Origin of the sequence: Bacillus sp. HMA207, from assembly GCF_003402455.1 — a bacterium.
GTDB classification, from domain to species: domain Bacteria; phylum Bacillota; class Bacilli; order Bacillales; family Bacillaceae_G; genus Bacillus_A; species Bacillus_A cereus.
The window spans coordinates 1,435,264-1,459,535 of record NZ_BEZT01000001.1 but is presented as its reverse complement, the minus strand read 5'-3'; the positions used below and the strand labels follow the sequence as shown (position 1 = coordinate 1,459,535).

The window sequence follows — 24,272 nt, the reverse complement described above, 5'->3', positions numbered from 1 at the left end:
GCGATATCGCTTTGCTTTTGTTTAGGCATCTGAAATTATATATTTAAAAACTTCACACAAACAGGCTCTGGCACAACAACATCAGATTGTAAAAGTGTTAACTTACCTGTAGATTCATCTCTTGAAAATAACACAAGATTATGTGACTTTTCATTTGTAGCAACAAGAAACTTTTCAGTAGGGTCTAATACAAAGTCCCTCGGCCAATTTCCTTCTGTAGATGTATGTTCAACAAATGTAAGCTGACCTGAATTTTGATCTACGCTATAAACAGCGATACTATTATGACCACGATTTCCTGCATATACAAAACGGCCGTCAGAAGAAATATGGATAGCACTGCCTTGACTATTTTCATCAAATTGTTCTGGAAGAGTAGAAATATACTGTAATTCTGTAAAGGATCCTTCTTCCGAGTTATATGTTAGCGCAATAACCTCTGAACTAAGCTCCGTCATTACATAAGCGTATTTTCCATTTGGATGAAAAGCAATGTGTCTTGGTCCACTTCCTGGATTCACAGACAGGCTATTCACTTCTATTAATGTACTATCTTTTACTTCATACGTAATTATTTTATCTATCCCTAAATCAACGCCCACTACATATTTTTCATCAGGAGTATATCCCGCGTAATGTGCATGTGGTTTTTCTTGTCTTTCTTTATTCGGACCTGAACCTTCATGTGCCATAATAGATGAAGCAGGATTTACAGTTCCATTTTCTTCATTTATTTCAAAAGACTCAATCGTTCCTTTATGGTAATTCGCTGTAACTACTGTATGATTTCCACTATCAACACTAATATGACAAGGAGAAGCACCTTCTACTACTTGTCTATTTTTCGCTTTTAGTTCTCCAGTATGACTATCAATGGAATACGTAGCTACACCGCCAGATTCGCCTTCCTTAACAACGGAATAGAGATATTCATTATTTCGGTTAATCGTTACATATGTAGGGTTATCCAGCTTAGCGGCAAGTGTTACATTACTAATTTTTTTTGCTTCTACATCTAGCGTAAATTTATATATTCCTTCGCTATTTTCTTTCGTGTAAGTTCCAACATATCCAATAAACTCTTTGTTATCCTTCATTTTCATAACCCTCTCTCCCTATATTTTTCGTTCATCATGCTTCTTAAAATATTTTATGTTGAAAGAGTATCCTAAAAAATCGGAGTACCTCTTTATACGTTACCATATTTTCTTGGTAAATAGCTTTTAAACCCACTTTTTTTGATACGCTGCTATACTTTCATATTCTTCTTCCAATTGACGGGACAAACGGATATAGATTGGCGTTAAATCTTTATATTTTTCCACACTTTCCATATTTGGCTCATGATGAAAATCTGCACCTACCATTTCAGAAACTACATGCAACGTATCTATTTCACCTAAACTATATAAACCGAGGATTGCAGCTCCTAAGCAAGAGCTTTCGAAACTTTCCGGAACATATACGTCTTGATGGAAAATATCCGCCATCATCTGCCTCCAAAGTTCCGATCTTGCAAAACCACCTGTCGCTTGAATTTTTTTCGGTTCACCAATTAGCTCTTTTAAAGCGAGAAGAACTGTATATAAGTTATAAATTACTCCTTCTAAAACAGCACGGATTAGATGTTCTTTCTTATGATGCAATCCGAGTCCAAAGAAAGATCCTCGTGCATTTGCATTCCATAAAGGAGCTCTTTCCCCTGCTAAATACGGGTGAAATAATAAACCGTCAGATCCAGGATTCACTTTTGCTGCTATTTCAGTAAGTACTTCATATGGATCTTTTCCTAAACGCTTCGCAAGTTCAATCTCTGAAGTACCCAATTGGTCACGAGCCCATCTGAAAATCATACCACCGTTATTAACTGGACCACCGATTACCCAATGGTCTTCAGTTAACGCATAACAAAAGATTCTACCTTTTGGATCTGTTACAGGACGATTTGTTACAGCACGTATCGCACCGCTTGTACCAATTGTAACAGCTACAACGCCAGGGTCTATTGCATTTACACCTAAATTAGATAGTACTCCATCACTCGCTCCTACTACAAAAGGCGTAGAAACAAGTACATTCATCTCTTTGGCAAACTCTTCATCTAATCCTGTTAAACTGTGCGTTGTTGGAACAAGCTTCGAAAGCTTGTCATCTGTAATTCCTGCTACATGTAAAGCCTCTTCATCCCATTTTAAAGATTTTAAATTAAACATCCCTGTTGCTGATGCTATAGAATAATCAATTACATATTCTTTATATAACTTGTAAAAAACATATTCTTTAATAGAAATGAATTTATAACTTTTTGCGAATAACTTTGCCTTCTCATTCTGTAGCCAAACTAATTTCGAAAGTGGTGACATCGGATGAATTGGTGTCCCAGTACGAAGGTAAATTTCATGACCATTCATATCATTCTTTATTTTCTCCGCCCAGCTTGCACTTCTATTATCTGCCCAAGTGATACATCTCGTTAACGGCTTTCCCTTTTCATCTACAGCAATGATACTATGCATTGCCGAACTAAAAGAGACACAAAGAATATCACTTGGCTGTACACTACTTGATCGTACAGTTTCTTTAATCGTATGTATTACTGCACGAAAAATTTCTTCTGGGTCTTGTTCTGCTGTTTCAGGTGTAGGAGAATATAAAGGATATTCAATTCCATGACTAGCAATAACAGATCCATCAGTAGAAAATAGAACTGATTTTGTACTAGTTGTCCCAATGTCTACACCAATCATATATTTTGAGCTCACCATCTCTTCCTCCTAACAAAAAATTGCTACAGTATCCCACCATAAAAATACATTCCTTTTATCTATTGATAACGTTGTATGCCACAATTATCTAAATAGAAACATCTTTATCTTAAACAAACATATCGAGTAGTAAAACGCCTCCAAAAGCGATAAATGAAAGTAACGTTTCTAATACTGTCCATGTTTTAAATGTTTCTTTCACTGTTAAGCCTAGGTATTCTTTTACCATCCAGAACCCAGCATCGTTTACGTGAGAAAACATTAACGCTCCTGCACCTGTTGCAATGACGAGTAATTCTAAATTCACACCTGTTGTATTTTCAACGATTGGCGAAACGATACCGGCTGCTGTTGTTAAAGCGACTGTCGCTGACCCTGTCGCAATTCGAATTAATCCAGCTACTATAAATGCTAATACAATTGGAGATAGAGCTAAATGCTCAGACATTTGAGCAATAGCATTCCCTACCCCACTATCGATAAGAATTTGCTTAAAACCCCCGCCGGCACCAATAATCGCAACAATTGAACCGATTGGTAATAAGCTATCTTCTGTTATCTTCTTAATAGCTTTTTTATCGATACCTTGACGAAATCCAAGAAAATAGAACGCCGCAAAACATGCAATCAATAGTGCAATGATAGGACTACCGATTAATGTGATAATCTTCATCAAAGTATTAGAAAGAGGCACATAAGGAGCTGCTGCAGCTAAAACCATTAACATAACAGGTAACAATATAACTAAAAATGAAACCCCTATTCCTGGTAATTTCGTTGATTTTGTATTTACACGAATCAATTCTGGCTCATTTTCAGGAATTACACGTTTGTGAATCCATTTCGCAAATATAGGACCTGCAATAATCGCTGCAAAAAATGTAATAATGAGTGAATACATTAGTACCTTCCCAAGATTCGCTTTATAAATACCAATTGCAACTATGGCCCCTGGATGCGGAGGAACAAGACCGTGCACGACAGATAGCCCAGCAATTGCTGGTAATGCTATTAATAAAATATTTTGTTTCGTTGTTTTATGAATTGAAATTACTAACGGCAGTAATATTAAAATACCTACTTCAAAAAACACCGGGATTCCAATAATAAAACCTGCAATTAACATAGCCCATGGTAAGTTTTTTATCCCAAAGGATTTAATAAAGAACTCTGCCACTTGCATTCCAGCACCTGACTCTGCCATCATTTTCCCTAAAATTGTACCTAATACTAAAATACCTACTAAATGCCCGAGAACACTGCCGACTCCCGTTTCATAAGCACTCACTATTTTATCCATTGGCATCCCAGACATAATTGCTAAAAACAAACTTGCAATCGTTAAACTAATAAATGCATGCCATCTCCACCACGATACCCCTAAAATAACAATTACGATTGATAATAATGTAATCATTAAAAGGTACATATTCATACTCAGTTCCACCCCTTTATGTAAACCCTTTCAAAATTACTATACAATTAAGAGAACCTATATCGTTCTTTCATGAGTAAGAATTTATATATCGATATACAAATCATCTTCACAAAATAATAATTTATACAAAAAGAATCTCCCTTATCAGAGATACATGTTAACTACTCTCTCTGATAAGGGGATTTCTCTTTCATAATTATAGTGTTATTTTATACATGCTTCATACGAGCATATTTTCCTTCTTCAAAAGTGAATGACACTTTCTTCTCTGCTGTTTTCACGTAGTAAGACTACAAACTCAGGATCCAGTTTAAACGATGAAGTTACTTAGGATTTGTCCTCTCATGAAAAGCAATTTTCGGAAAGCCCCTTCACTTTTATGCATTATAATTTAGGAGCTTTCGCCCAATCCGCAGCAAACTTCTCAATACCTTGATCTGTTAATGGGTGCATAGCAAGTTGCTCGATTACTTTATAAGGGATTGTTGCAATGTGAGCACCTGCCATCGCTACACGAGTTACGTGATCTGGATGTCTAACAGAAGCCGCAATAATTTGTGTATCTAATTGATGAACATCGAATAATTCAGCAATTTTAGCAACTAATAATACGCCATCTTCAGAAATATCATCTAAGCGCCCTAAAAATGGCGAAACATACGTTGCACCTGCTCGAGCTGCTAAAAGTGCTTGGTTCACGGTGAAAATAAGTGTAACGTTCGTTTTTACACCTTTTTCAGTAAGATAGCGACAAGCTTCTAATCCTGCTAGCGTCATCGGAAGTTTTATTGTAACTTTTTCATCGCCGCCGTTAATCTTAATCAGTTCCTCTGCTTGAGCGATCATCTCTTCAGCTGTAACAGCATCTGGCGTTACTTCTGCCGAAACAGATTCAACTTTCGGCACTGCCTGACAAATTTCTGCAATACGGTCTTCAAACTTAATGCCCTCTTTTGCTACTAAAGAAGGATTTGTTGTAACACCAGCTAAAACTCCAAGTTTATATGCTTTTTTTATGTCCTCAAGATTTGCAGTATCAATAAAAAATTTCATGATCCATTCCCTCCAGTTTTTAAACGTTGATGAGTTACATGTTTAATATGCTTATCCCGTAAAAGCCCGATTGGTGTGGAATAAAGCCCCTACTTATTAAAGTTTCACTTTATTTCTTTTCTACTGCATGTCCGCCAAATTCATTGCGCAGAGCTGCTACAACTTTTCCTGTAAATGTATCATTGTCTAATGAGCGGTAGCGCATTAATAGAGACATTGCGATAACAGGAGTTGCTGTTTGAAGGTCTAATGCTGTTTCTACTGTCCATTTTCCTTCACCAGAAGAATGCATAACACCCTTAATTTCATCCAGTTTTGCATCTTTAGAAAATGCATTTTCTGTTAATTCCATTAACCAAGAGCGAATGACTGAACCGTTGTTCCATACTCTTGATACTTTTTCATAATCGTAGTCAAATTCACTTTTCTCTAGAATCTCAAATCCTTCACCAATAGCAGCCATCATACCGTATTCAATTCCGTTGTGAACCATTTTTAAGAAGTGACCACTACCAGCTTTTCCAGCATATAAAAATCCATTTTCTACAGCAGTATCGCGGAAGATAGGTTCAACGATGTCCCAAGCTTCTTGATCTCCTCCGATCATGTAACAAGCACCATTACGAGCGCCTTCCATTCCGCCAGAAGTTCCTGCATCCATAAAGTGAATGCCATCTTTCTTTAATTGTTCATATCGGCGGATAGACTCTTTATAATGTGAATTACCTGCTTCAATTAAAATATCTCCTTTTGATAAAAGTGGTGTAACCTCATCAATAACAGAATCAACAACAGCGTGTGGTACCATTACCCAAAGAATTCTTGGTGATTGTAATGACTGAACAAGTTCACTTAAACTAGATGTACCTGTTGCCCCGTACTCTTTCATTTCTTCCACTGCACTTGCATTTAAATCAAATGCTGCTACTTCATGTTTATGATCCATTAAATTTTTCCCTAAATTTAATCCCATTTTACCTAACCCAATTAATCCTACTTGCATAATATAATTCCTCCTCAGATTATCTTTTATTAAAAATTCATATCACTACGATTTTGAATACCATTCAGTATTGATAAATCTAGAAAGGTATTCACAGTCATAGCTTAAGAATTCAACACATTTTTTGTAATTTGAACAACATTTTCTATCGTAAATCCAAATAGATTCATGACTTCAGCTCCAGTACCTGAAGCTCCAAATGTTTCAATTGATAGTACTTTTCCTTCTTGCCCTACATAACGTTCCCAACCGAGAGATACACCCATCTCAAGAGATACTCGTTTCGTTATAGAAGACGGAAGAACGGATTCTTTATATTCGTTCGATTGGCGATCAAATAACTCCCAGCTCGGCATTGCAACGATGCGAACAGAGACATTGTCTTCTTCTAGTTTTGCTTTTGCACTAGCAGCTAAAGATACTTCAGAACCTGTCGCAATTAAAATTACATCCGGATTTTCATTTGTTTCCGTTAATACGTAAGCTCCTTTAGAGAGATTCTCTATGTTCGCTTTCGTTTCATTAAACACCGGTAAATTTTGACGACTCAGTACTAAAACGACTGGACCATCCGTTTGCTGTAATGCATACGCCCACGCACTTGCTGTTTCATTTGCATCTGACGGGCGGATAACTGTTAAACCAGGAATTGCACGAAGAGCTGCTAAATGTTCAATAGGTTCATGCGTTGGACCATCTTCTCCTACAGCGATCGAATCATGTGTAAATACGTAAGTAACAGGTAACTTTTGCAGTGCAGCAAGTCGAATCGATGGACGAAGATAGTCATTAAATACAAAGAATGTACTTACGAATGGTTTTACCCCTCCATGAAGAGCCAGTCCATTCGCTGCCGCGCCCATTGCATGTTCACGTACACCGAAGTATATATTGCGGCCAGCATACGATTCTACTGCATATACTGCTTCACCTTTTATATCTGTCATCGTAGAATGAGAAAGATCTGCACTTCCACCGAAAATAGAAGGAATCGTTTTCACATAATGATTAATAGCTTCCCCACTTGCAACACGAGTAGAAATCGTTTTTTCAGTATCAAAGGATAGAATGTCTTTCGCTTCGATTAAAACCTCACCTGTAATCGCTTTTTCTAATTCATCTGCTAGTGCAGGGTTTGACTCTCTGTATACGTTGAACTGCTCATTCCATTCATTCTCTTTTTCAATACCTTTTTGTTTCAGTTCATTAAAATGAGCTGTTACTTCTTCAGGCACAAAGAAGTCTTCCTCATAATCCCAACCATACACTTGTTTTGTCGCTGTTGCCTCTTCTACTCCAAGCGGATTACCATGCGCTTTGTTCGTTCCAGCAACTTTTGGACTTCCATAACCTATAATGGTTCTAATTTCTATAAGAGTAGGTTGATCCGTATTTTCTTTCGCTAATGTAATGGCTTTTGTAATAGCATCGACATCGTTTCCATCTTCAACTCTTACATATTGCCAATGTACAGATTCTGCCCTTTTCTGAATATCTTCAGAGAAAGCAATGCCTAATTCACCATCAAGTGAAATTTCATTTGAATCATACAGTACAATTAACTTGCCAAGTTTCATATGTCCTGCCATTGACATCGCTTCATAAGCGACACCCTCCATTAAGTCACCATCTCCGACTAATGCGTACGTATTGTGATCTATAATAGAGTGACCATCCTTATTGAACTTCGCTGCTAAATGAGCTTCTGCCATTGCCATTCCGACAGCATTAGCAATCCCTTGTCCTAACGGGCCTGTCGTCGCTTCAACTCCAGGAGTATGACCAAACTCAGGATGTCCTGGTGTTTTACTATTTAACTTTCTGAAGTTTTTCAAGTCATCAATTGAAACGTCATATCCAGCTAAATGAAGTAAGCTATATAACAGACTAGATCCATGTCCCGCCGATAAAACGAAACGATCACGGTTAAACCATTCTGGGTGATTAGGATTGTAATTTAAATGATTCGCCCATAATGCATAAGCCATCGGTGCTGCTCCCATTGGAAGACCTGGATGACCTGAATTTGCCGCATTAATAGCATCAATTGATAACGTACGAATTGTATTCACTGCTAATTGATTTATGTTTTGTGTCATAGTAATCGTCCCCCTACATGCTTTCATGAAAGAAAGTACTTATTTTTCCGTTTCTTGATCTAACCACCATTTAAATCCACTTTCTTGCAATAATTCATTCGACGCATCTGGACCATATGAACCAGACTCATATTCATGAAGTGGTAATAAGTTTTCCTCGAATGCTTCAAGAATTGGTTGTACCCATTCCCATGACAATTCAACTTCTTTCCAATGTGCAAAGAATGTAGCGTCTCCACTCACAGCATCATGAATGAGTCTTTCATACGCTTCAGGTACTCCCACATCTGCTTGCTCACAAGTAAAGTTAATACGCATCGGTTCAATTTCTCCATTTTTTAATGGATTTTTACTATTTAACTGTAATGAAACGTTCTCACCTGGGCTAATTTCAATTATTAACAAGTTAGGTGCTGCATTTGGATTACTATCTTGATATTGCTGTTTTAACGTATTTTTAAATTCGATTACAATACGAGTAGACTTTTCTTTCATTCGTTTACCTGTTCGTATATAAAAGGGAACGCCAGTCCAAAATGGATTATCGATCCACAAGCGAGCAGCAACAAATGTGTCTATGTTAGAAGAAGGATTTACTCCTGGTTCCTCTTTATATGCTACAACTTGCCCGCCTTTTATCTCTCCTGAAGCGTATTGTCCGCGAATGATATGGTTTTGAACGTCTTCTTTTTTCACTTTACGAAGCGTCTCCATTACCTTTCGCTTTTCCTCTCGAATTTCACATGCATTAACCTTTTCCGGCAGATTCATAGCAGTCATCATTAATATTTGTAACATATGATTTTGAACCATATCTCGAATGGCTCCTGCCTGGTCATAATATCCTGCCCTTTCTTCAACCCCAACTGTTTCACTAGCTGTGATTTGTACATTCGCTATATGTTCTTTATTCCAAATCGACTGGAGAACAGGATTTGCAAATTCTAGCGCTTCAAGGTTTTGAATCATCGGTTTACCTAAATAATGATCAATACGGTATATCTCGTCTTCTTCAAACGTGCGACTAAGCTTATCATTCAGCTCACGAGCAGATGCAAGGTCGTGCCCAAACGGTTTCTCAATCATCAGGCGTTTCCATCCATCTGTTTTATCAAGTCCGCTTTCCTTAATATTTAAAGCAATCGTCTCGAAAAATTCAGGAGCAACTGAAAGATAGAACATTCTATTACCTTTTATATGTAGTTCTTCTTCCCTTTCACGAACGACTTGTAATAATCTCTCATAGTCTTCCGGCTTACTCACATCTAATGGACAATAGCGAAAATTATCTAAAAAACCTTCCAGTTCCGGAGTACCTTCTTCCCTCTGACGAGAAAACGTCTCTATTGATTCTTTTATTCTTTCTTGAAAATCTTCGTGAGATACTTGACGTCTTCCAAGCCCGATAACAGATATTTGCTTTGGAAGCTTTTGATCTCTATATAAGTTATATAGCGCGGGGTAAATTTTGCGTTTCGCTAAGTCCCCTGTCGCTCCAAATAAAACAAAGGTCATTGATTCCAAGTTCAGTCCCCCTCTTGTTGTATAATCCTCTTCAATATACTAAAAATGAATTGTACAGAAGCTCATACTCTTATACTTCCTGTTTTCATAAAAAACAAAGAGTTATCTAATTCCAATTCTTTTTATACCTTTCGCTCTCTCATTGTCCCCAATATTAATAGTGGCAATTCAAAGCATTTCTACTACAACCTACTTATTTATAGAATTTAACGAAACATTTTATATTTGATTACTTTTAGTAATTAAATAATCTTATGTCTAGTATATTAAACATATAAATTATTATCGTCAATAAAAATGTCTTGCATTACATACTATTTATTTCGTAATGCTTTTCTAAGTGTATTCCTAATTACCATTCATTTTCAAAGATAATGATTGATATAACAAATGTCAGTTTCATCAAAATCTTCAATCATTTTCCCATTAAACTCACGAGCAGACGTTACATGATAACCAAAAGGCTTCTCTATAATAAGACGGTTCAATCCTTTTGTAGCCCACAATCCACTTTCCTTAATATTTAAAGCAATGACATCAAATACTTCTGGTATAACAGATAGGTAAAACATGCGGTTTTCAGGAATGTTTAATTCTGTTTCACGCCTCTTTACAAGACGCAACAAATCTTGATAGTCCTCTATATTCGCTGTATTTAATTGACAATAACGAAATGTGCTAATAAATTCTTCTACTCCTAATTCATCATCAGTAGATCTTCTAGAAAATGTAGCAAGGGATTGTTCTACCTTTGTTTGAAATTCCACATCTGACATTACCCTTCTGCCGATACCGATAATCGAAATAGATTGTGGTATATTTTGATTACTAAATAGCTTATATAAAGCAGGATAAATTTTGCGTTTCGCTAAATCCCCCTGTCGCTCCGGATAAAGTGAAACTTTAATCAGTGGGGGTTTTGTTCATCCCCACTGATTATTAGTTGAACCAATCGGGCTTTTACAGGCAGTTGCCCCACCTAACTTCTATGATATCGCTGAATTTTGAGGTGGGGGTCTTACTGCCCGGAAAATAGCGGGATAAACGTAATGAATAAATCATGCTGCAAAAATAACATCTACCCTTTCTTCATAAAGCTTTACAATTGCTTTCGCAAGTACGTTACATTATTTCACGTACTTTCCCCTTCTCTATATAAAATTCTCACTAACCAAATTCAAAATATTATACTTATTTTTCGTACTTTGCTATGCTATAACCACAAACAGGAGGTATAAACTATGAAAGCACAAATTATCCATTCTTTTGGGGATTCATCTGTATTTCAATTAGAAGAAGTTTCAAAACCAAAACTTTTACCAGGTCATGTTCTAATCGATGTAAAAGCAACAAGTGTAAATCCAATCGATACAAAAATGCGTAGTGGTGCCGTTTCAGCCGTCGCTCCTGAGTTTCCAGCTATATTACACGGCGATGTAGCTGGTATTGTCATTGAAGTAGGAGAAGGTGTTTCGAAATTCAAATCAGGGGATAAAGTATACGGATGTGCCGGAGGTTTTAAAGAAACTGGAGGTGCACTTGCAGAATTTATGCTTGCTGATGCACGATTAATTGCTCACAAACCTAACAATTTAACAATGGAAGAAGCTGCTGCTCTACCATTAGTTGCAATTACAGCTTGGGAATCTTTATTTGATCGTGCAAATATTAAACCTGGTCAAAATGTTCTCATTCATGGAGCTACTGGTGGCGTAGGACACGTAGCCATTCAACTAGCTAAATGGGCAGGCGCTAAAGTTTTCACAACAGCTTCTCAGCAAAATAAAATAGAAATAGCCCATCGTTTAGGAGCCGATATAGCTATTAATTATAAAGAAGAATCTGTTCAAGAATATGTACAAAAACATACGAACGGAAACGGATTTGAAGTTATATTTGATACAGTAGGTGGCAAGAATCTTGATCATTCTTTTGAAGCTGCTGCGGTCAATGGAACTGTCGTAACTATTGCAGCTCGTTCAACCCATGACCTCTCTCCTTTACACGCAAAAGGACTCTCTCTGCACGTTACTTTTATGGCATTAAAAATATTACATACAGATAAACGTGACGCTTGCGGGGAAATTTTAACTAAACTAACGCAAATAGTAGAAGAAGGACACCTTCGACCATTGCTAGATTCTAAACCTTTTACGTTTGATGAAGTTGCACAAGCACATGAATATTTGGAGTCAAATAAAGCAATAGGTAAAATAGTTTTGAAAAACGTTTGGTAACAATAACCCGATAATATAAATAATGATTCATGCTGTTAGCTTAATGCGTAGATTAATTGTACAAATGTCAAACAAGGCAATCAAAAATGATCGCCTTGTTCTTTTTTAAATATAATAGTATTTTTCCGATTTCATCAATAGCATGGCCCTTTCCCGAAAAAGAGCGAATAACTCTACTATAGCTAGACCGTATTATTACATTCGAATATTACTTATGAAATTTCACACGCTCTTCAAGTGGTTGGAATTCTTTTTCACCTGGTGCAGCTGTTGGATTACCAAATGGCATTTGTGCAATTAGTTTCCAATTAGCAGGGACATTCCATTCTTGTTTTACCTCATCGTCAATTAATGGATTATAATGTTGTAAAGATGCCCCTAATCCTTCTGCTTCTAAACCTGTCCACACGACTAATTGGTGCATACCTGATGCTTGGTGTGACCAAATTGGGAAGTTTTCAGCATATGCAGCAAATTTTTCTTGAAGCGATTTAACGATAGCCTCATCTTCAAAGAATAGTACTGTTCCATAACCAGCTTTAAAAGAATCCATTTTTTGTTGCGTTCCTGAGAAATCTCCATCTCCAACTACTTTTCTTAATGTTTCAGTTGTAATATCCCATAATTTATCATGAGCTTCACCAAATAATACAACTAATCGCGCAGTTTGAGAATTGAAAGCTGATGGAGTATATTTCACAGCAAACTCCACGATTTCTTTAATTTTTTCATCCGATACTTGTACCTCTTTATTAATCCCATAGTAAGTACGTCTTTCTTTCAGTGCAGTATAGAAATCTTTTGTCATAATTCCGTTCCTCCTAAGTTTTAATATTCTTCAAAATGATACATCTCGAAGATAATATGCGTTTAAATGAGTTCATTTTTGAATCATTGAACTTCCTAGCACCCATTGCCAGTCATTCTAAATCTAAACACACTGCTTCCTTCAGTTTTCCTAAAAAAAGCCTTATAACATCATTCATAAAATCTAATCATCATTCGGTACTATTTTATCCATTCTCTATTCATGTATCCTGCTTGTTTCATATTTACACAAATATGAAATGTAGCTACTTTAATCGCCAAATTTCACATTAATTTAGAGCATCTTCAATTACAGCAATTTCGCTCACTCGAACAAAACGATGCAATTTAAAGAACATTGCACAATTAAGTACTACCTGTAAAAGAACCCTCTTAGCCGACTATAAGAAAAAATAATAAAAAGCCAAAAACGAACTATAATATGTTCATTCTTGGCTTTTACTTAACCATCACATTTACTTTTACTATTGCTTCAAATGATTTTTAACTGCTCTTACTACCAATTCGTGATCTTCTTCTGGTGGTAATCCTGAAACTGTTATCATTCCAATAACCCCTACGTTTTTTATTCTGATAGGAAAACATCCACCAAACGCAGCGTATTCTGAAGTATCTAAAAGATATTTTTCATTATAGGAGACCCCAGTTATTTCACTTTGTATCTGCATATAATACGAGCTACGATCATGCAGGGAAACGACTCGTTTTTTACGCTCAATCCATTTCGTATTTTCCTCATTTGTCCCTGTCATCTTGAAATGAAATAATTGCACACCATTTTTCGTTATATCAACAGCAATCAATTTCCCCTCTCGCTTTGCTGTTTCAACGATAAATAAACCTAGTTGCAAGGCATCTTCATTTGTAAAAGAGGAAAATTGAAGTGTTTCCTCCTCATTTAAAATTTGTTTACTTATTTCATTCAAATTTGAAGTACTCATATCTTTAACCTCCATAATTGTTTTATGCCACACCGGCATTTTTTCGAAATTATTAGGCCATATAGTACAACCTTTCAATCAATCTGATTCTAAATAAACTACTGTAACATCTTTGGTAACTAGTAGTACCGTAAAGCTTGTTTTCTTCTTACTGGTGCTATTATGAATGACATTCAAAGTTATAAAAAGTACTATTCTACTTATCCCTATCTTACAGAGACTATTATGAAATATATTTAACATCTTAAAAATGTATGTACTAAAGAATAATATTTTTAATCACTAACTTTTTTGATCAATCGTTATAATCCAATTTCATCAAAATTTTTATCAATTATTACACTATCCAACAATAGGAGGAAACAAAGATGGATGAAAATATATCCAAAAGCTGAAGAGCAGTTGAGTCCCTTGAGAGAATAGTTATAATTCACTACATATAGAAATAGACATACAAAAACGCCATCCTTTCCTATAATTCTAAAGAAAGAATAGCGTATTCTTTTCAAAAATGAGTTCTTTTATTGAGAAACTTTGATTCTATATCATACATAAAAGGGCAACCAGTGCTAAAACAGCTGGAAGACCTTGTTTCACAATAATTGATTTATTAGATGTGAAACCTCCAAAAATAGCTGCTATCACCACACAAATCACGAAAAATAATTGCACCATATAACCAATTGGATTAAGCCCAAGTACAAGTCCCCAAATGAGACCAGCCGCTAAAAATCCATTATATAAACCTTGATTTGCAAACATAATGGCTACGTTTCGATCTCCTTCTAAATGCTTCGGTAATTTGAAAGCACGTTTCGCTACTTTTGAATCAATAAAAAACATTTCAAGGATCATGATAAACAAATGTTCTAATGCTACGATCCCGACTAAAATAGCTGCGATTATTTCCACACTATTCTGCCCCCTACACTCTCTATTCTTTAATATTCTCTACATTTTTTTGCATCTGTAATAGAACATGAATAAGTATTTTGCGTTCTTCTCCACTGATATTTACGAACATTTCCTTCATAAAATGTTCCTTTTCTTTCTTGTCAAAACATTAATTGATATATCAATTATTGATACATCAATTAATATACATCTCTCTTTTTATTTTTGCAAGTTTTTTTGCTCAATTGGTTTTATTTTGTTCCAGCAACTTTAAACCAATTCAAAACATCAGTTCGCATTTCTAGAAATCATAATTACTTTAAGTTCATTCTGACAATCATATTTAACTACATATATAAAAGAATCGAGTTATATCTCCATCAATTTATAAAAATTAATTTTTTCTAAAAACGGATACTTTACGTTTTTTATAGTAATAAAAATCATTTTTTGTTTCAGAGGCAATCCATTTTGTTAGCTTGATGGGCATAGGATAGCACCCAGATGACGAACCAATTATCTTTCAAGAAGACGGCTAGAAAACTGGATTTGATACAGGAGTTGCCTACTTCCCCGATTCAGATGGTACTAATTTAGAGCTAATTGCTCCAAAAAGGCCATTCAGACGTGAATAGTTAAAATAAATTAATACCGAAACAAGCCACCTTCTGCCTGGAAGGTGGCTGTTTGTCGGCAAGTTGATAGAATGACTAAAAAAGGACAAACTCTCCAATGTGAGAAGTTTGTCCAAAAAGTTTTTCATATTAACTATTTTTACACTAATACGAATAATAGTGAATTAGAATAATGACTTAATACTTGCTAAGACAGTAAGTACACCTACAATAATAACAAATACGTTACTCATTTTCCCTTTGTATTTAGCTAGTACTGGAACTTTTTGAATCGCATACATCGGTAATAGACATAAGATAGCAGCAACTAATGGACCGCTTAGAGAATCAATAAGTCCAAGAATACTTGGATTTGTATAAGCAACAAACCAGCATGATAATACAACAAAAGTAAGGATTACTGTCTTAATTGTTTTTTCTTCAATATCTTTTCCACGTGATTTACCGAACTTAATAATCATGTCACGCATTACTTCAAATGCTCCTATATAATGGCCAAGGAAAGACTTTGTAATAGCCACAAAAGCAATAATTGGAGCTGCAATAGTGATTACAGGCGAATTAAGCTCATTAGCAAGATATGAAAGAATTGATAAGTTTTGTTCTTTTGCCATTTTTATATCATCTGGAGTCAAGCTCAATGCGCTACTCCAAACGAAGAACATAACAACAGCGAATGTCATAATATAACAAACCTTTTGTATTTGCGCACATTTAGCATCAGTGGCTTCGATTCCATACGTAGCTCTCTGTTTCACAACAAATGATGAAATCATAGGTGAATGATTAAATGAGAATACGATGATTGGTAGAATCATCAATATCGTCCCAAAATAGCCTGTTCCTGTTGAAGCAGTTGAAACAGCTGAAAAACTAAGCATTGACGTATTCCACTGTGGAATTAAAGATATTGCGATAAAAAGTAGAGAAACTATGAAAGGATACACTAACATACTCATTACCTTTACAGTAATATCTTGACCAAAATTCAGTATAGCGATAAGACCAAGAACTAATACAAGTGATAAAATAGCTCTTGGAGGTTCTGGCATGTGCAATTGATGCACGATAAAACTACTTGCAGTGTTTGTAAGCGCAACCGAATACATTAGTACGATTGTATAAATTGAACCGAAATATACGATGTTAAAAATGATACTCGCTTTATTTCCGAAATACTCTCTAATTGTACCTGTGATCCCCTCATCAGCAGAATTAGAAGCGTATATCATTTTAGCAAGCGCCCTATGTGAGTAGTACATAACTGGATATGCAAGTAATGTAATTAGTAGTAAAGATAATAAACCACCTGAACCTGCATTAATCGGTAAAAAGAGCACCCCTGCTCCAATTGCAGTTCCAAATAGACTGAGTGCCCATGTAGTATCCTGCTTATGCCACTTTTTCGGATCTGCATATTGCTCATTTTTTCGTGCGGTATTTTCAGCTTGAACTTCTATTTTCTTTGCAGTATTCCCGTTCATATAATAACTCCCCCTTGTATCTATTCCTGCATCTCTCTTTGCACCTAACAAATATTCCCGTTTTGGAAAATGAATTCCTTACAAGTTGCCCCACATTGTATGTCCTTCATCATAATGAATCCAAATTGAAACATTCGCTAATTAGCGTCCTAATATAATTGTTAGCGTTCACAAAAAAATTTACTCGTAATATCCGCTCTTTATATAAAGACCCCTTAAGAGAACAATATAGAATAGACTTCATAAATACGTTGCAACATTTCTAATAACAGTGTATTACTTTAATGGTTTCTCTTTTTTACTTTTAAAAGTAATTTTAGCTAAACCGGCCTCTCTTCATTTGCGAGGCGTTTCTTTCTCAATTCTATACATTACTTTCATAACTTCGGTAGCACTGATGATATTGCTTACACAAGCCACTGAAGCACATTACATACATTTCGCCTCTAATCACACACCTTTCTTACTAATAATCGCATTTTTTATATTTTCTCCAGAGATAATAAAATTTCTCTCGACGCCCTCATTATAACGTGTATATTTATAAAATTAATATTTTTATATTTTCAGAAATATTAAAGAGGAATAATTTTATATGGATAATATTTTACAGTTAGCATGTAGCCATTGTTTTTATCGCTTAAAGCTGAATTAGTTAGTAAAAAAATACAATAATACATTGTTTTTCTAGGTGACTTATTATAAAGATACTTATATCCTCTTTTATCAAAAAATCTTATTTTAAACATAAAAGATATTCTAATAAATAATTAATGTAGGTAAAAAGAAAAAAAATCCCAAAATACAAAAACCAAATTTTAGGATATATATTATTAATATTGAATTCATATACAATTTAAAAAGCTACACTGAGCAAAAAGCAAAAAAGCTGCCCCATATGGACAGCTCATTTACATAATTATCGTTATCAGGAATACACAAACAAATCACTTCAATATCATCTTAATTGTAGTTTGTTCGGCTCTTCTTCAGGGATATCTCTATGTTTGTAATGAATCATTTTTACATCATTTCCTTTTATGCGAAAAATAATTGTGTCCTCTCCATAAGGCGGATTGTGTGCACCCTCAAAAGTTTAAATTTTAAAATCCCTCATTAACTAGCTCTTTTATCGAGTTTAATTTTGAAGAAAGCTCGATAAACCATTCTTCATCCCCCGTTAATAATGCAAGATCTATAAGATAAAGGATTTGTTCCTTATTTATTACCTTTGATTCAGGGAGTTTGTTAACGTGTTTACTAAAGAGTAAAATCGCTTCGTTTATTGTGTACTGGCCATCACGTTTCACAATACTAACTGTAACTATATCCTCTACATCATCAAGTGATACAATATAACCAACTATTAATTCACCTTCATTTGATATTCCACGAACCCAATCTCCTACTTTTAAAACATGATTATTATTTGACATCATACCGTTTCACCTTCCTATAAATATTTTTTGTGACGATAAAAAAGATATAAAAACAATTATACTGTAATATTTTTCATTACATTTAAGTGTTAAGAACTCACGGCTATATAATAATTAAGCCGCTTAACGCTCTTGATTGATAAGATCAACAACTTCTTTCATCGTATAATTCTTTAAGTATTCACCTAGGTGCTCTTCAGCACCTAAGAAAATAGCGAAAAGAACTTTTCGCATGTTCGAACCTACAACACACTGATTGTTTGATTCTGGACACTTCGGCTGCAAAGCACCTTCAGAGGTTATCTGATAAATATGCCAAAGATTAATTTCATCTAAATCGCGAGCGAAAATAAAACCTCCACCAGTTCCCTCTTTCGATTGTATAAACTTATGTTTTTTTAACAAACTTAGTACTTTGCGAATGCGTACCGGATGAACACCTGCACTTTCTGAAATAGCATTACTTGTTGACATCCGGTCTGGCTGTAAAGCTAAATAAGTTAAACTGTGTATGGCCAAGGTAAAGTCGCTGTTCATTGTTTTCCTCCTACGATCAAAAATATTGTTTCTCATATATTAACTGTAGCCATAAATATTACAGATAGGTTAGAACGTTAAAACATATAGAATACTTCTTGCCATAAAAAATTAATTCTCTTATATTCTATCCGGTCCCACCTATATCTGATAACTTCATTTAGCTTTTTAAGTTGAAAATAAAATTAAACACTCCACTGTTTCTTCACTTGTTCTTCTGCCAATTGTTTAATTTTTGTCCATATCGTATCTTTACTTACAATAACATTTGTTTGATAATTTCTATCGTTATAATTGACTGTAACACATACTTCTATCATTTTCTGCTTCCTCCTTTCATACCACTTTCCCTAAAAAATATTACTTATTAATTAGCCAATTTTTGCAATTCAATGTTCAAAAACGTTCGAACGCTACGTGGTAAAAATTTACGAATTTCTTCCTCATTAAAACCAATCTGCAATCTTTTCTCGTCCAGCATAATTGGGCGACGTAACATTAGTGGATGCTCAATTATTAATGTATAAAATTCATTGAGCGAGAGCTCCTCAATATTTATATTTAAGTCCTGAAAAGTTTTGGATCTAGTTGAAATAATTTCAGTAGCCCCCTCTTCAGTTAAACGAAGAATTGATTTAAGCTCATCAACTGTCATAGAATTTGATACGATGTTTTTTTCAATATAATCAATTTGATGCTCTTCAAGCCATGCTTTCGCTTTTCGGCATGAGGCACAGCTTGCTGTTGTATATAGAATTACCATATTTAACTCACTCCTTTAATGTTATGAAACGTACATTTTAAACATCGGTTATTGAAATGTATTAAAAAAAATTACAGTTTAGAATCAAATACAAGCAATATTATTTATTCGAGAATATTTAATTTATCTACATTTTACAGACGATAACAACTCACTTCTAAAAACTATACTGTAATTTTAAACTTTACAGTTCTATAAATCAAATGTTAAGTCTTGGATGCATTCTATTAACGTATAATAGGAGCAGTTGAGACAATACTTGCCTCAACCGATTTTTATATCTCTTTATAATTTTTTGCAGTAATGACTGTTTCAAACTCAAAGGTTTCGGGTAGATGATCTGCATAAGAATATTCAAAAGTTCGTCCATCCGTTAAATAAGCTACTTGTTCAACTCGCATTAGGAAATCCTGATTTGTTAAGTTCATAAACTGCTTTTCCCTATCATCTGGGCGAATTCCTTTAACCCTGACAACAGATGTCCCTACTTCAAGACCAAGTTTATTTTGAATATGTGAGTATATCGACTCCTCTAAAACAGAAGCCTCAACACCTGGGATAACCGAAATTGGCATCCATGTATGCTCCATAATCGTCGGAATGCTGTGAATGATGCGGAGGCGAATGATTTTATAGACGAAATCACCGATTGAAACTCCCAATTTCTCAGCAACTACTTCATCAGCCCCAACAATCGCAAACTCGATAATTTTACTTTCTACCTCACTGCCGTATACAGCTTTCGTACCCGTTAAAGTTTGAATCATTCGTGCCTTTTCCTGTTGACGCCAATCTTGCACCACTGTTCCGCTTCCGCGCCGGCGGATGATGTAGCCATCTCTAACTAATAGATCCAGCGCTTTTTTAATCGTAAGTGCTGAAACACCAAATTCTTCAGCAAGGACGGGGCTACTCGGAATTTTTTCGTTGATTTTATATTCACCGTCTAAAATTTGCTGTTTAATCTTTTGATAAATGCCGAGGTATTTTACTTGTGTTGATCCGCTTGCCATTTTCATACCTCCTTTATACTGCAAACTCTCTTCTATTCATTCAAATGTAAAGCCTCAAGTTTGTAAACTGAAGGTGATGGGGCAGCAAATCCATTTTCTAAGATTTCAATATTCGTTACCGCTTCTTCGTCTTTCACAAGTTTTGGTGCACCATTTATAATTGTTTCATACGCGGCATCATAGAAACGACCGTAATCACCAAGCGGCGTTTTAATTTGTTTTTCAATCCAGTCACCATTTGCATTACGATATTTAGCAACTCCATAGTACATCGGTGAATCTTCACCAAACCCTGCACTCTCAGGCATAATCCCCGCTTTTAAATCATTTTCCTGCTGATCTTCACCATATTTAATAAATGATCCATTTGTTCCATGGACGATAAAGCGTGGATAATCTTTTGCTACGACATGGTTCGTTTTCAGCTTAATCTTCAACTGATTTCCGTAATGTAAACCAACATCGAAATAATTATCAACCGCACCTTCCATTTCATTATTGCGAATATCGTATGTCACCGTATCTGGACGGCCGAATAGTGAAATCATGCGGTCCATCGTATGAATACCTAAACTGTAAAATGAACCTTCTTCTTTTGGAGCTTCATGAGTGATTGAACCAGGACGGAAATAATCAATATGTGATTCAATCTCAATAATATCACCAAGGAATCCTTGTTCAACTACTTGCTTCACAGCTAAAAAATCACCATCAAAACGGCGGTTTTGATAAGGCATAACTACTACATCTTTTTCTCGTCCTAAAGCTAATAATTCTTTCGCATGTTCCACTGTATCGCAAAATGGTTTTTCAACGATAACTGATTTTCCAGCAAGTATAACTTTTTTCGCTAATTCGTAATGCGTATGTGCTGGCGTACAGACCGTCACCACTTGAATTTCCTTGTCATTCAACAATTCGTCCAAATCAGTAGTGAAGTAAACACCTTTTTCCTTATATGGAGCCGCTAATTTTTCATTTATTTGACGTACAAAAATCGTTTTTATTTTTATATTATTACGCGTGTTTACATAAGGTAAGTGATAGCGGTTAGCTGACTTTCCAAATCCAATAAAGCCCATTGTTAATGTCATATTTTTCAACTTCCTTGCTCATAAATTTTCATTTCTATATTTATTATATAATTTAATTATTAAAAGTATATAGTTTTAACTTTATAATTATATATTAAATAAAAAATCCGCGATAAAATTCATTCTCACTATAAGTTATGGACCTATAAAGTGAAACTTTAATCAGTGGGGCGGTTTATCCCCTACTGATTACTTACCCGTAAATACCGGGATGAAAAGGAGCGTAATGAACATGGCATATACTATTATATCTATGGAAATTTTCGGATCACCTGAACAAGTATGGCAATTAATCGGAGGTTTCAACTCCCTTCCAGACTGGTTACCTTATATACCTAGTAGTAAATTAACTGAAGGCGGTCGTGTACGTCATCTAGCTAATCCAGATGGTGATACAATTATAGAACGCTTAGAAGTATTCAATGATAAGGAACGCTACTACACGTATTCAATCATGAACGCACCGTTTCCAGTCACTAATTATCTATCTACAATCCGGGTGAAAAAAGGTACTGAAAGTAACACATCATTAGTAGAGTGGTCTGGTACGTTCACTCCTGTTGAGGTTAGTGATGAAGAGGCAATAAATCTGTTTCATGGTATATACAGCGATGGACTGAAAGCATTGCAGCAAGCATTTCTAGATTAATTCATGTAATTGATTGAGAAGAAAAAGTTAATTAACAGTCAAACATTCGATTTTGTGGTTAAGTTCATTATGAAAGATAAACAAATACAAATTTCATGCCTGCTTGTTAATGACAAGAAATAAAAAATACTACCTCCAAATGGAAGGTAGTATTTTTTTATTAATCAGGAAAAACAATTAATCCCTCTTCTTTTTCCTCCTGTTTTAAATCTTCTTCTGGGAAGGTTACAGTTGAATTTTTATCCCCGGTTCTTTTTGTTTCTTCACCTGGAAATACGAAAGTTGAATTTTCTTTTCCTTCATTTTTTTCTACGTTATCTGGAAATACCATAGGATCATTGGTAGTTAAATCACTATGAAATCCAAGGTTAGACAAAATCGCTTTTAAATCTGGTAAAACCCCTATTTTATCAGATGATGGGTTATTAGACTTTGTGCCTGTATTAGGATTACTTAAAATTGCTCTCAATTCTTTTGGTGTATATGCCTTACCTAAATGTTCTTTAGCAATCCCTTGAATTGATACAGCAGCCCCAGCAATTATAGGCGAAGCGCTAGAAGTACCACGGAAGTTAGAAGTATAACGATTCATTATATTCTGATCTGTAACTTTTTGCCCTTTACTATTTTGATTTTGATATGTATCTAATGTATCAACATACTCTCCCCAACCATATACATCAATTCTACTACCATAGTTAGAGAAACCTAAACGTTTATGAGGAACTCTTGCAGTAGATGCTCCAACTATAATAGCTCCTGAATCTTTAAAGTCTGGACTATTTCGATTTAAAATCTGTTTACCATTGCGGTCTTTAAATTCATCTAAATCAATCCCACCATTACCAGCTGCTTCTACAATAATAATGCCTTTATCTGTACCTTTGCGAATTGCGTTAAATATACTCGGGTATACTTCTACTGGTAAAGGGTCATCTCCATATCCATCATATTTAAAGGATTCTTCTATTAATAAAACATCTCCAGCCTGTAAAGAATCTACGGCACTTAAAATAGCATCTCTTACATCGATTCTCCCATTATCTCGGATCACTGAAATTACTTTTGCCTTTGCTTTTGGTGCAATCCCAATGTTCCCAATCCGATTGTCAGCTGCAGAAACAACACCTAGAACTGAAGTACCGTGAGAAAGATCATTACTCATTTTTCCAGACATAAATTCAATATTTTGACCGACTAAATCTTCATGATTTAATAACCAGCCTTCTTCCAAATCTACAAAGGTTGCTCCTTGACCATCTCCTCCTTTAATTCCCCAAGCATAAGGAGCATTAATTCCTAAAGGTGCCTCTTCAAGATATCCCTGTCTCGAAAATCTAGGTTCATCATAAGGATTGATTGATAATACAGGCAATCTCGAGCTAGTTGTTGTGTTTATACTCTTATTAGAACGAAATTGTATTTTACTAGAATCGTTATTGGCAGCATGTACTGTATTTGTTACAAATGTCGTACCTACCCCAACAAAAGTTGTAATTGCAAGTGATGATATCAACATACCTTTAAAATTTTTCATCTTTCCACCTCTAGTTTTCTATTAGAATTAACATATTTAATAATGTGTATGAACCAAAAATCTTTTTATCTTATTATAAAAATTAATAGATTTTTATAGCTTTTTGATTTACATAAAAACTCATTTCATTCTTGTAATTCAATGTATATATTTCAAAATAACAAACCAACTGTAACTATTATAGTTACAACTATATTAATTTTCAACTACGAAATATAAATTTTTAAAAATAAATTTATATTACTTTAAAACAGAGCTAACCTTTTACGCATATAAAAAAAACAAAATATCTGTCCAAATTACAGCGATCAATAAGTTTATGGACTGCGAAAGAAATAC

General features: G+C 35.0%; 21 protein-coding genes and 2 pseudogenes. 3 read left to right on the top strand and 20 right to left on the bottom strand.

Features of this window, described 5'->3' with window-relative positions; genetic code table 11:
• Positions 1–35: 35 nt before the first annotated feature.
• The 8 genes from HMAS_RS07685 to HMAS_RS07650 all read right to left on the bottom strand — a co-directional run bounded on the left by HMAS_RS07685 (position 36) and on the right by HMAS_RS07650 (position 10,739).
• The gene (locus HMAS_RS07685; protein WP_025708798.1) at positions 36–1,103 is read right to left on the bottom strand and encodes a lactonase family protein; all 1,068 of its coding nucleotides are present in this window, start codon (positions 1,101–1,103) and stop codon (positions 36–38) included.
• Positions 1,104–1,223: 120 nt separating this feature from the next.
• Positions 1,224–2,765 carry a gluconokinase gene (gntK, locus tag HMAS_RS07680; protein WP_025708800.1) on the bottom strand — a complete coding sequence of 514 codons (1,542 nt, stop codon included), beginning with the start codon at positions 2,763–2,765 and terminating at the stop codon, positions 1,224–1,226.
• Between the two features lie 109 nt (positions 2,766–2,874).
• Positions 2,875–4,200, bottom strand: coding sequence for a gluconate permease GntP (gntP, locus tag HMAS_RS07675; protein WP_116344742.1), 1,326 nt, complete (start codon positions 4,198–4,200; stop codon positions 2,875–2,877).
• 387 nt (positions 4,201–4,587) lie between these two features.
• Positions 4,588–5,256 (bottom strand): fructose-6-phosphate aldolase, encoded by a 669-nt coding sequence (fsa, locus tag HMAS_RS07670; RefSeq protein WP_000667676.1) that lies wholly within the window; start codon positions 5,254–5,256, stop codon positions 4,588–4,590.
• A gap of 109 nt (positions 5,257–5,365) precedes the next feature.
• The gene (gnd, locus tag HMAS_RS07665) at positions 5,366–6,259 is read right to left on the bottom strand and encodes a phosphogluconate dehydrogenase (NAD(+)-dependent, decarboxylating) (RefSeq protein ID WP_001195911.1); all 894 of its coding nucleotides are present in this window, start codon (positions 6,257–6,259) and stop codon (positions 5,366–5,368) included.
• A gap of 104 nt (positions 6,260–6,363) precedes the next feature.
• Entirely contained in the window at positions 6,364–8,358 is a 1,995-nt protein-coding gene (gene tkt, locus HMAS_RS07660) for a transketolase (protein ID WP_116344741.1), read from the bottom strand.
• 39 nt (positions 8,359–8,397) lie between these two features.
• Positions 8,398–9,882, bottom strand: coding sequence for a glucose-6-phosphate dehydrogenase (gene zwf / locus HMAS_RS07655; RefSeq protein ID WP_016122892.1), 1,485 nt, complete (start codon positions 9,880–9,882; stop codon positions 8,398–8,400).
• A 365-nt stretch (positions 9,883–10,247) separates the two neighbouring features.
• The gene (locus HMAS_RS07650; RefSeq protein WP_071739363.1) at positions 10,248–10,739 is read right to left on the bottom strand and encodes a hypothetical protein; all 492 of its coding nucleotides are present in this window, start codon (positions 10,737–10,739) and stop codon (positions 10,248–10,250) included.
• Positions 10,740–11,123: 384 nt separating this feature from the next.
• Here HMAS_RS07650 and HMAS_RS07645 point away from each other — a divergent pair, with 384 nt between their 5' ends.
• On the top strand, positions 11,124–12,119 hold the full coding sequence (locus HMAS_RS07645; protein ID WP_000647252.1) for a zinc-dependent alcohol dehydrogenase family protein: 996 nt from the start codon (positions 11,124–11,126) through the stop codon (positions 12,117–12,119).
• Between the two features lie 208 nt (positions 12,120–12,327).
• On the opposite strand, the gene HMAS_RS07640 is transcribed toward HMAS_RS07645, so the two are convergent.
• The 3 genes from HMAS_RS07640 to HMAS_RS07630 form a co-directional block, all read right to left on the bottom strand.
• Complete coding sequence (locus tag HMAS_RS07640; protein ID WP_000158938.1) at positions 12,328–12,927, bottom strand: nitroreductase family protein; 600 nt, start codon at positions 12,925–12,927, stop codon at positions 12,328–12,330.
• Positions 12,928–13,411: 484 nt separating this feature from the next.
• Positions 13,412–13,927, bottom strand: coding sequence for a heme-degrading domain-containing protein (locus HMAS_RS07635; RefSeq protein ID WP_116344739.1), 516 nt, complete (start codon positions 13,925–13,927; stop codon positions 13,412–13,414).
• A 501-nt stretch (positions 13,928–14,428) separates the two neighbouring features.
• Positions 14,429–14,800, bottom strand: a complete 372-nt coding sequence (locus tag HMAS_RS07630) for a DUF1304 domain-containing protein (protein WP_000402472.1) — start codon at positions 14,798–14,800, stop codon at positions 14,429–14,431.
• 482 nt (positions 14,801–15,282) lie between these two features.
• Between HMAS_RS07630 and HMAS_RS28390 the strand changes: the two are divergent.
• A pseudogene (locus HMAS_RS28390) lies at positions 15,283–15,417 on the top strand (VOC family protein); the annotation flags it as partial.
• 164 nt (positions 15,418–15,581) lie between these two features.
• On the opposite strand, the gene HMAS_RS07620 reads toward HMAS_RS28390, so the two are convergent.
• From HMAS_RS07620 to HMAS_RS07585, 8 genes and pseudogenes are all read right to left on the bottom strand, one after another.
• Positions 15,582–16,901 (bottom strand): aromatic amino acid transport family protein, encoded by a 1,320-nt coding sequence (locus tag HMAS_RS07620; protein WP_001014190.1) that lies wholly within the window; start codon positions 16,899–16,901, stop codon positions 15,582–15,584.
• A gap of 958 nt (positions 16,902–17,859) precedes the next feature.
• A pseudogene (locus tag HMAS_RS07615) lies at positions 17,860–17,997 on the bottom strand (DUF3888 domain-containing protein); the annotation flags it as partial.
• Positions 17,998–18,004: 7 nt separating this feature from the next.
• Complete coding sequence (locus HMAS_RS07610) at positions 18,005–18,340, bottom strand: IDEAL domain-containing protein (protein ID WP_000987462.1); 336 nt, start codon at positions 18,338–18,340, stop codon at positions 18,005–18,007.
• A 123-nt stretch (positions 18,341–18,463) separates the two neighbouring features.
• A complete protein-coding gene (gene saiR / locus HMAS_RS07605; protein ID WP_001083465.1) occupies positions 18,464–18,877 on the bottom strand; it encodes an Rrf2-family transcriptional regulator SaiR in 414 nt (137 codons plus the stop codon).
• A 185-nt stretch (positions 18,878–19,062) separates the two neighbouring features.
• Entirely contained in the window at positions 19,063–19,197 is a 135-nt protein-coding gene (locus tag HMAS_RS07600) for a BA3454 family stress response protein (RefSeq protein ID WP_000573532.1), read from the bottom strand.
• Positions 19,198–19,244: 47 nt separating this feature from the next.
• Positions 19,245–19,640: a transcriptional regulator SpxA gene (gene spxA / locus HMAS_RS07595; protein ID WP_000236190.1), complete on the bottom strand. Its 396-nt coding sequence runs from the start codon at positions 19,638–19,640 to the stop codon at positions 19,245–19,247.
• Between the two features lie 275 nt (positions 19,641–19,915).
• Positions 19,916–20,653 (bottom strand): GntR family transcriptional regulator, encoded by a 738-nt coding sequence (locus tag HMAS_RS07590; protein ID WP_000146278.1) that lies wholly within the window; start codon positions 20,651–20,653, stop codon positions 19,916–19,918.
• 32 nt (positions 20,654–20,685) lie between these two features.
• Positions 20,686–21,747 (bottom strand): oxidoreductase, encoded by a 1,062-nt coding sequence (locus tag HMAS_RS07585; RefSeq protein WP_000176641.1) that lies wholly within the window; start codon positions 21,745–21,747, stop codon positions 20,686–20,688.
• Positions 21,748–21,979: 232 nt separating this feature from the next.
• Here HMAS_RS07585 and HMAS_RS07580 point away from each other — a divergent pair, with 232 nt between their 5' ends.
• A complete protein-coding gene (locus HMAS_RS07580) occupies positions 21,980–22,396 on the top strand; it encodes an SRPBCC family protein (RefSeq protein WP_000331939.1) in 417 nt (138 codons plus the stop codon).
• A 160-nt stretch (positions 22,397–22,556) separates the two neighbouring features.
• Here the strand turns inward: HMAS_RS07580 and HMAS_RS07575 are convergent, their stop codons facing one another.
• A complete protein-coding gene (locus tag HMAS_RS07575; RefSeq protein ID WP_025708810.1) occupies positions 22,557–23,933 on the bottom strand; it encodes a S8 family peptidase in 1,377 nt (458 codons plus the stop codon).
• Positions 23,934–24,272: the final 339 nt, after the last annotated feature.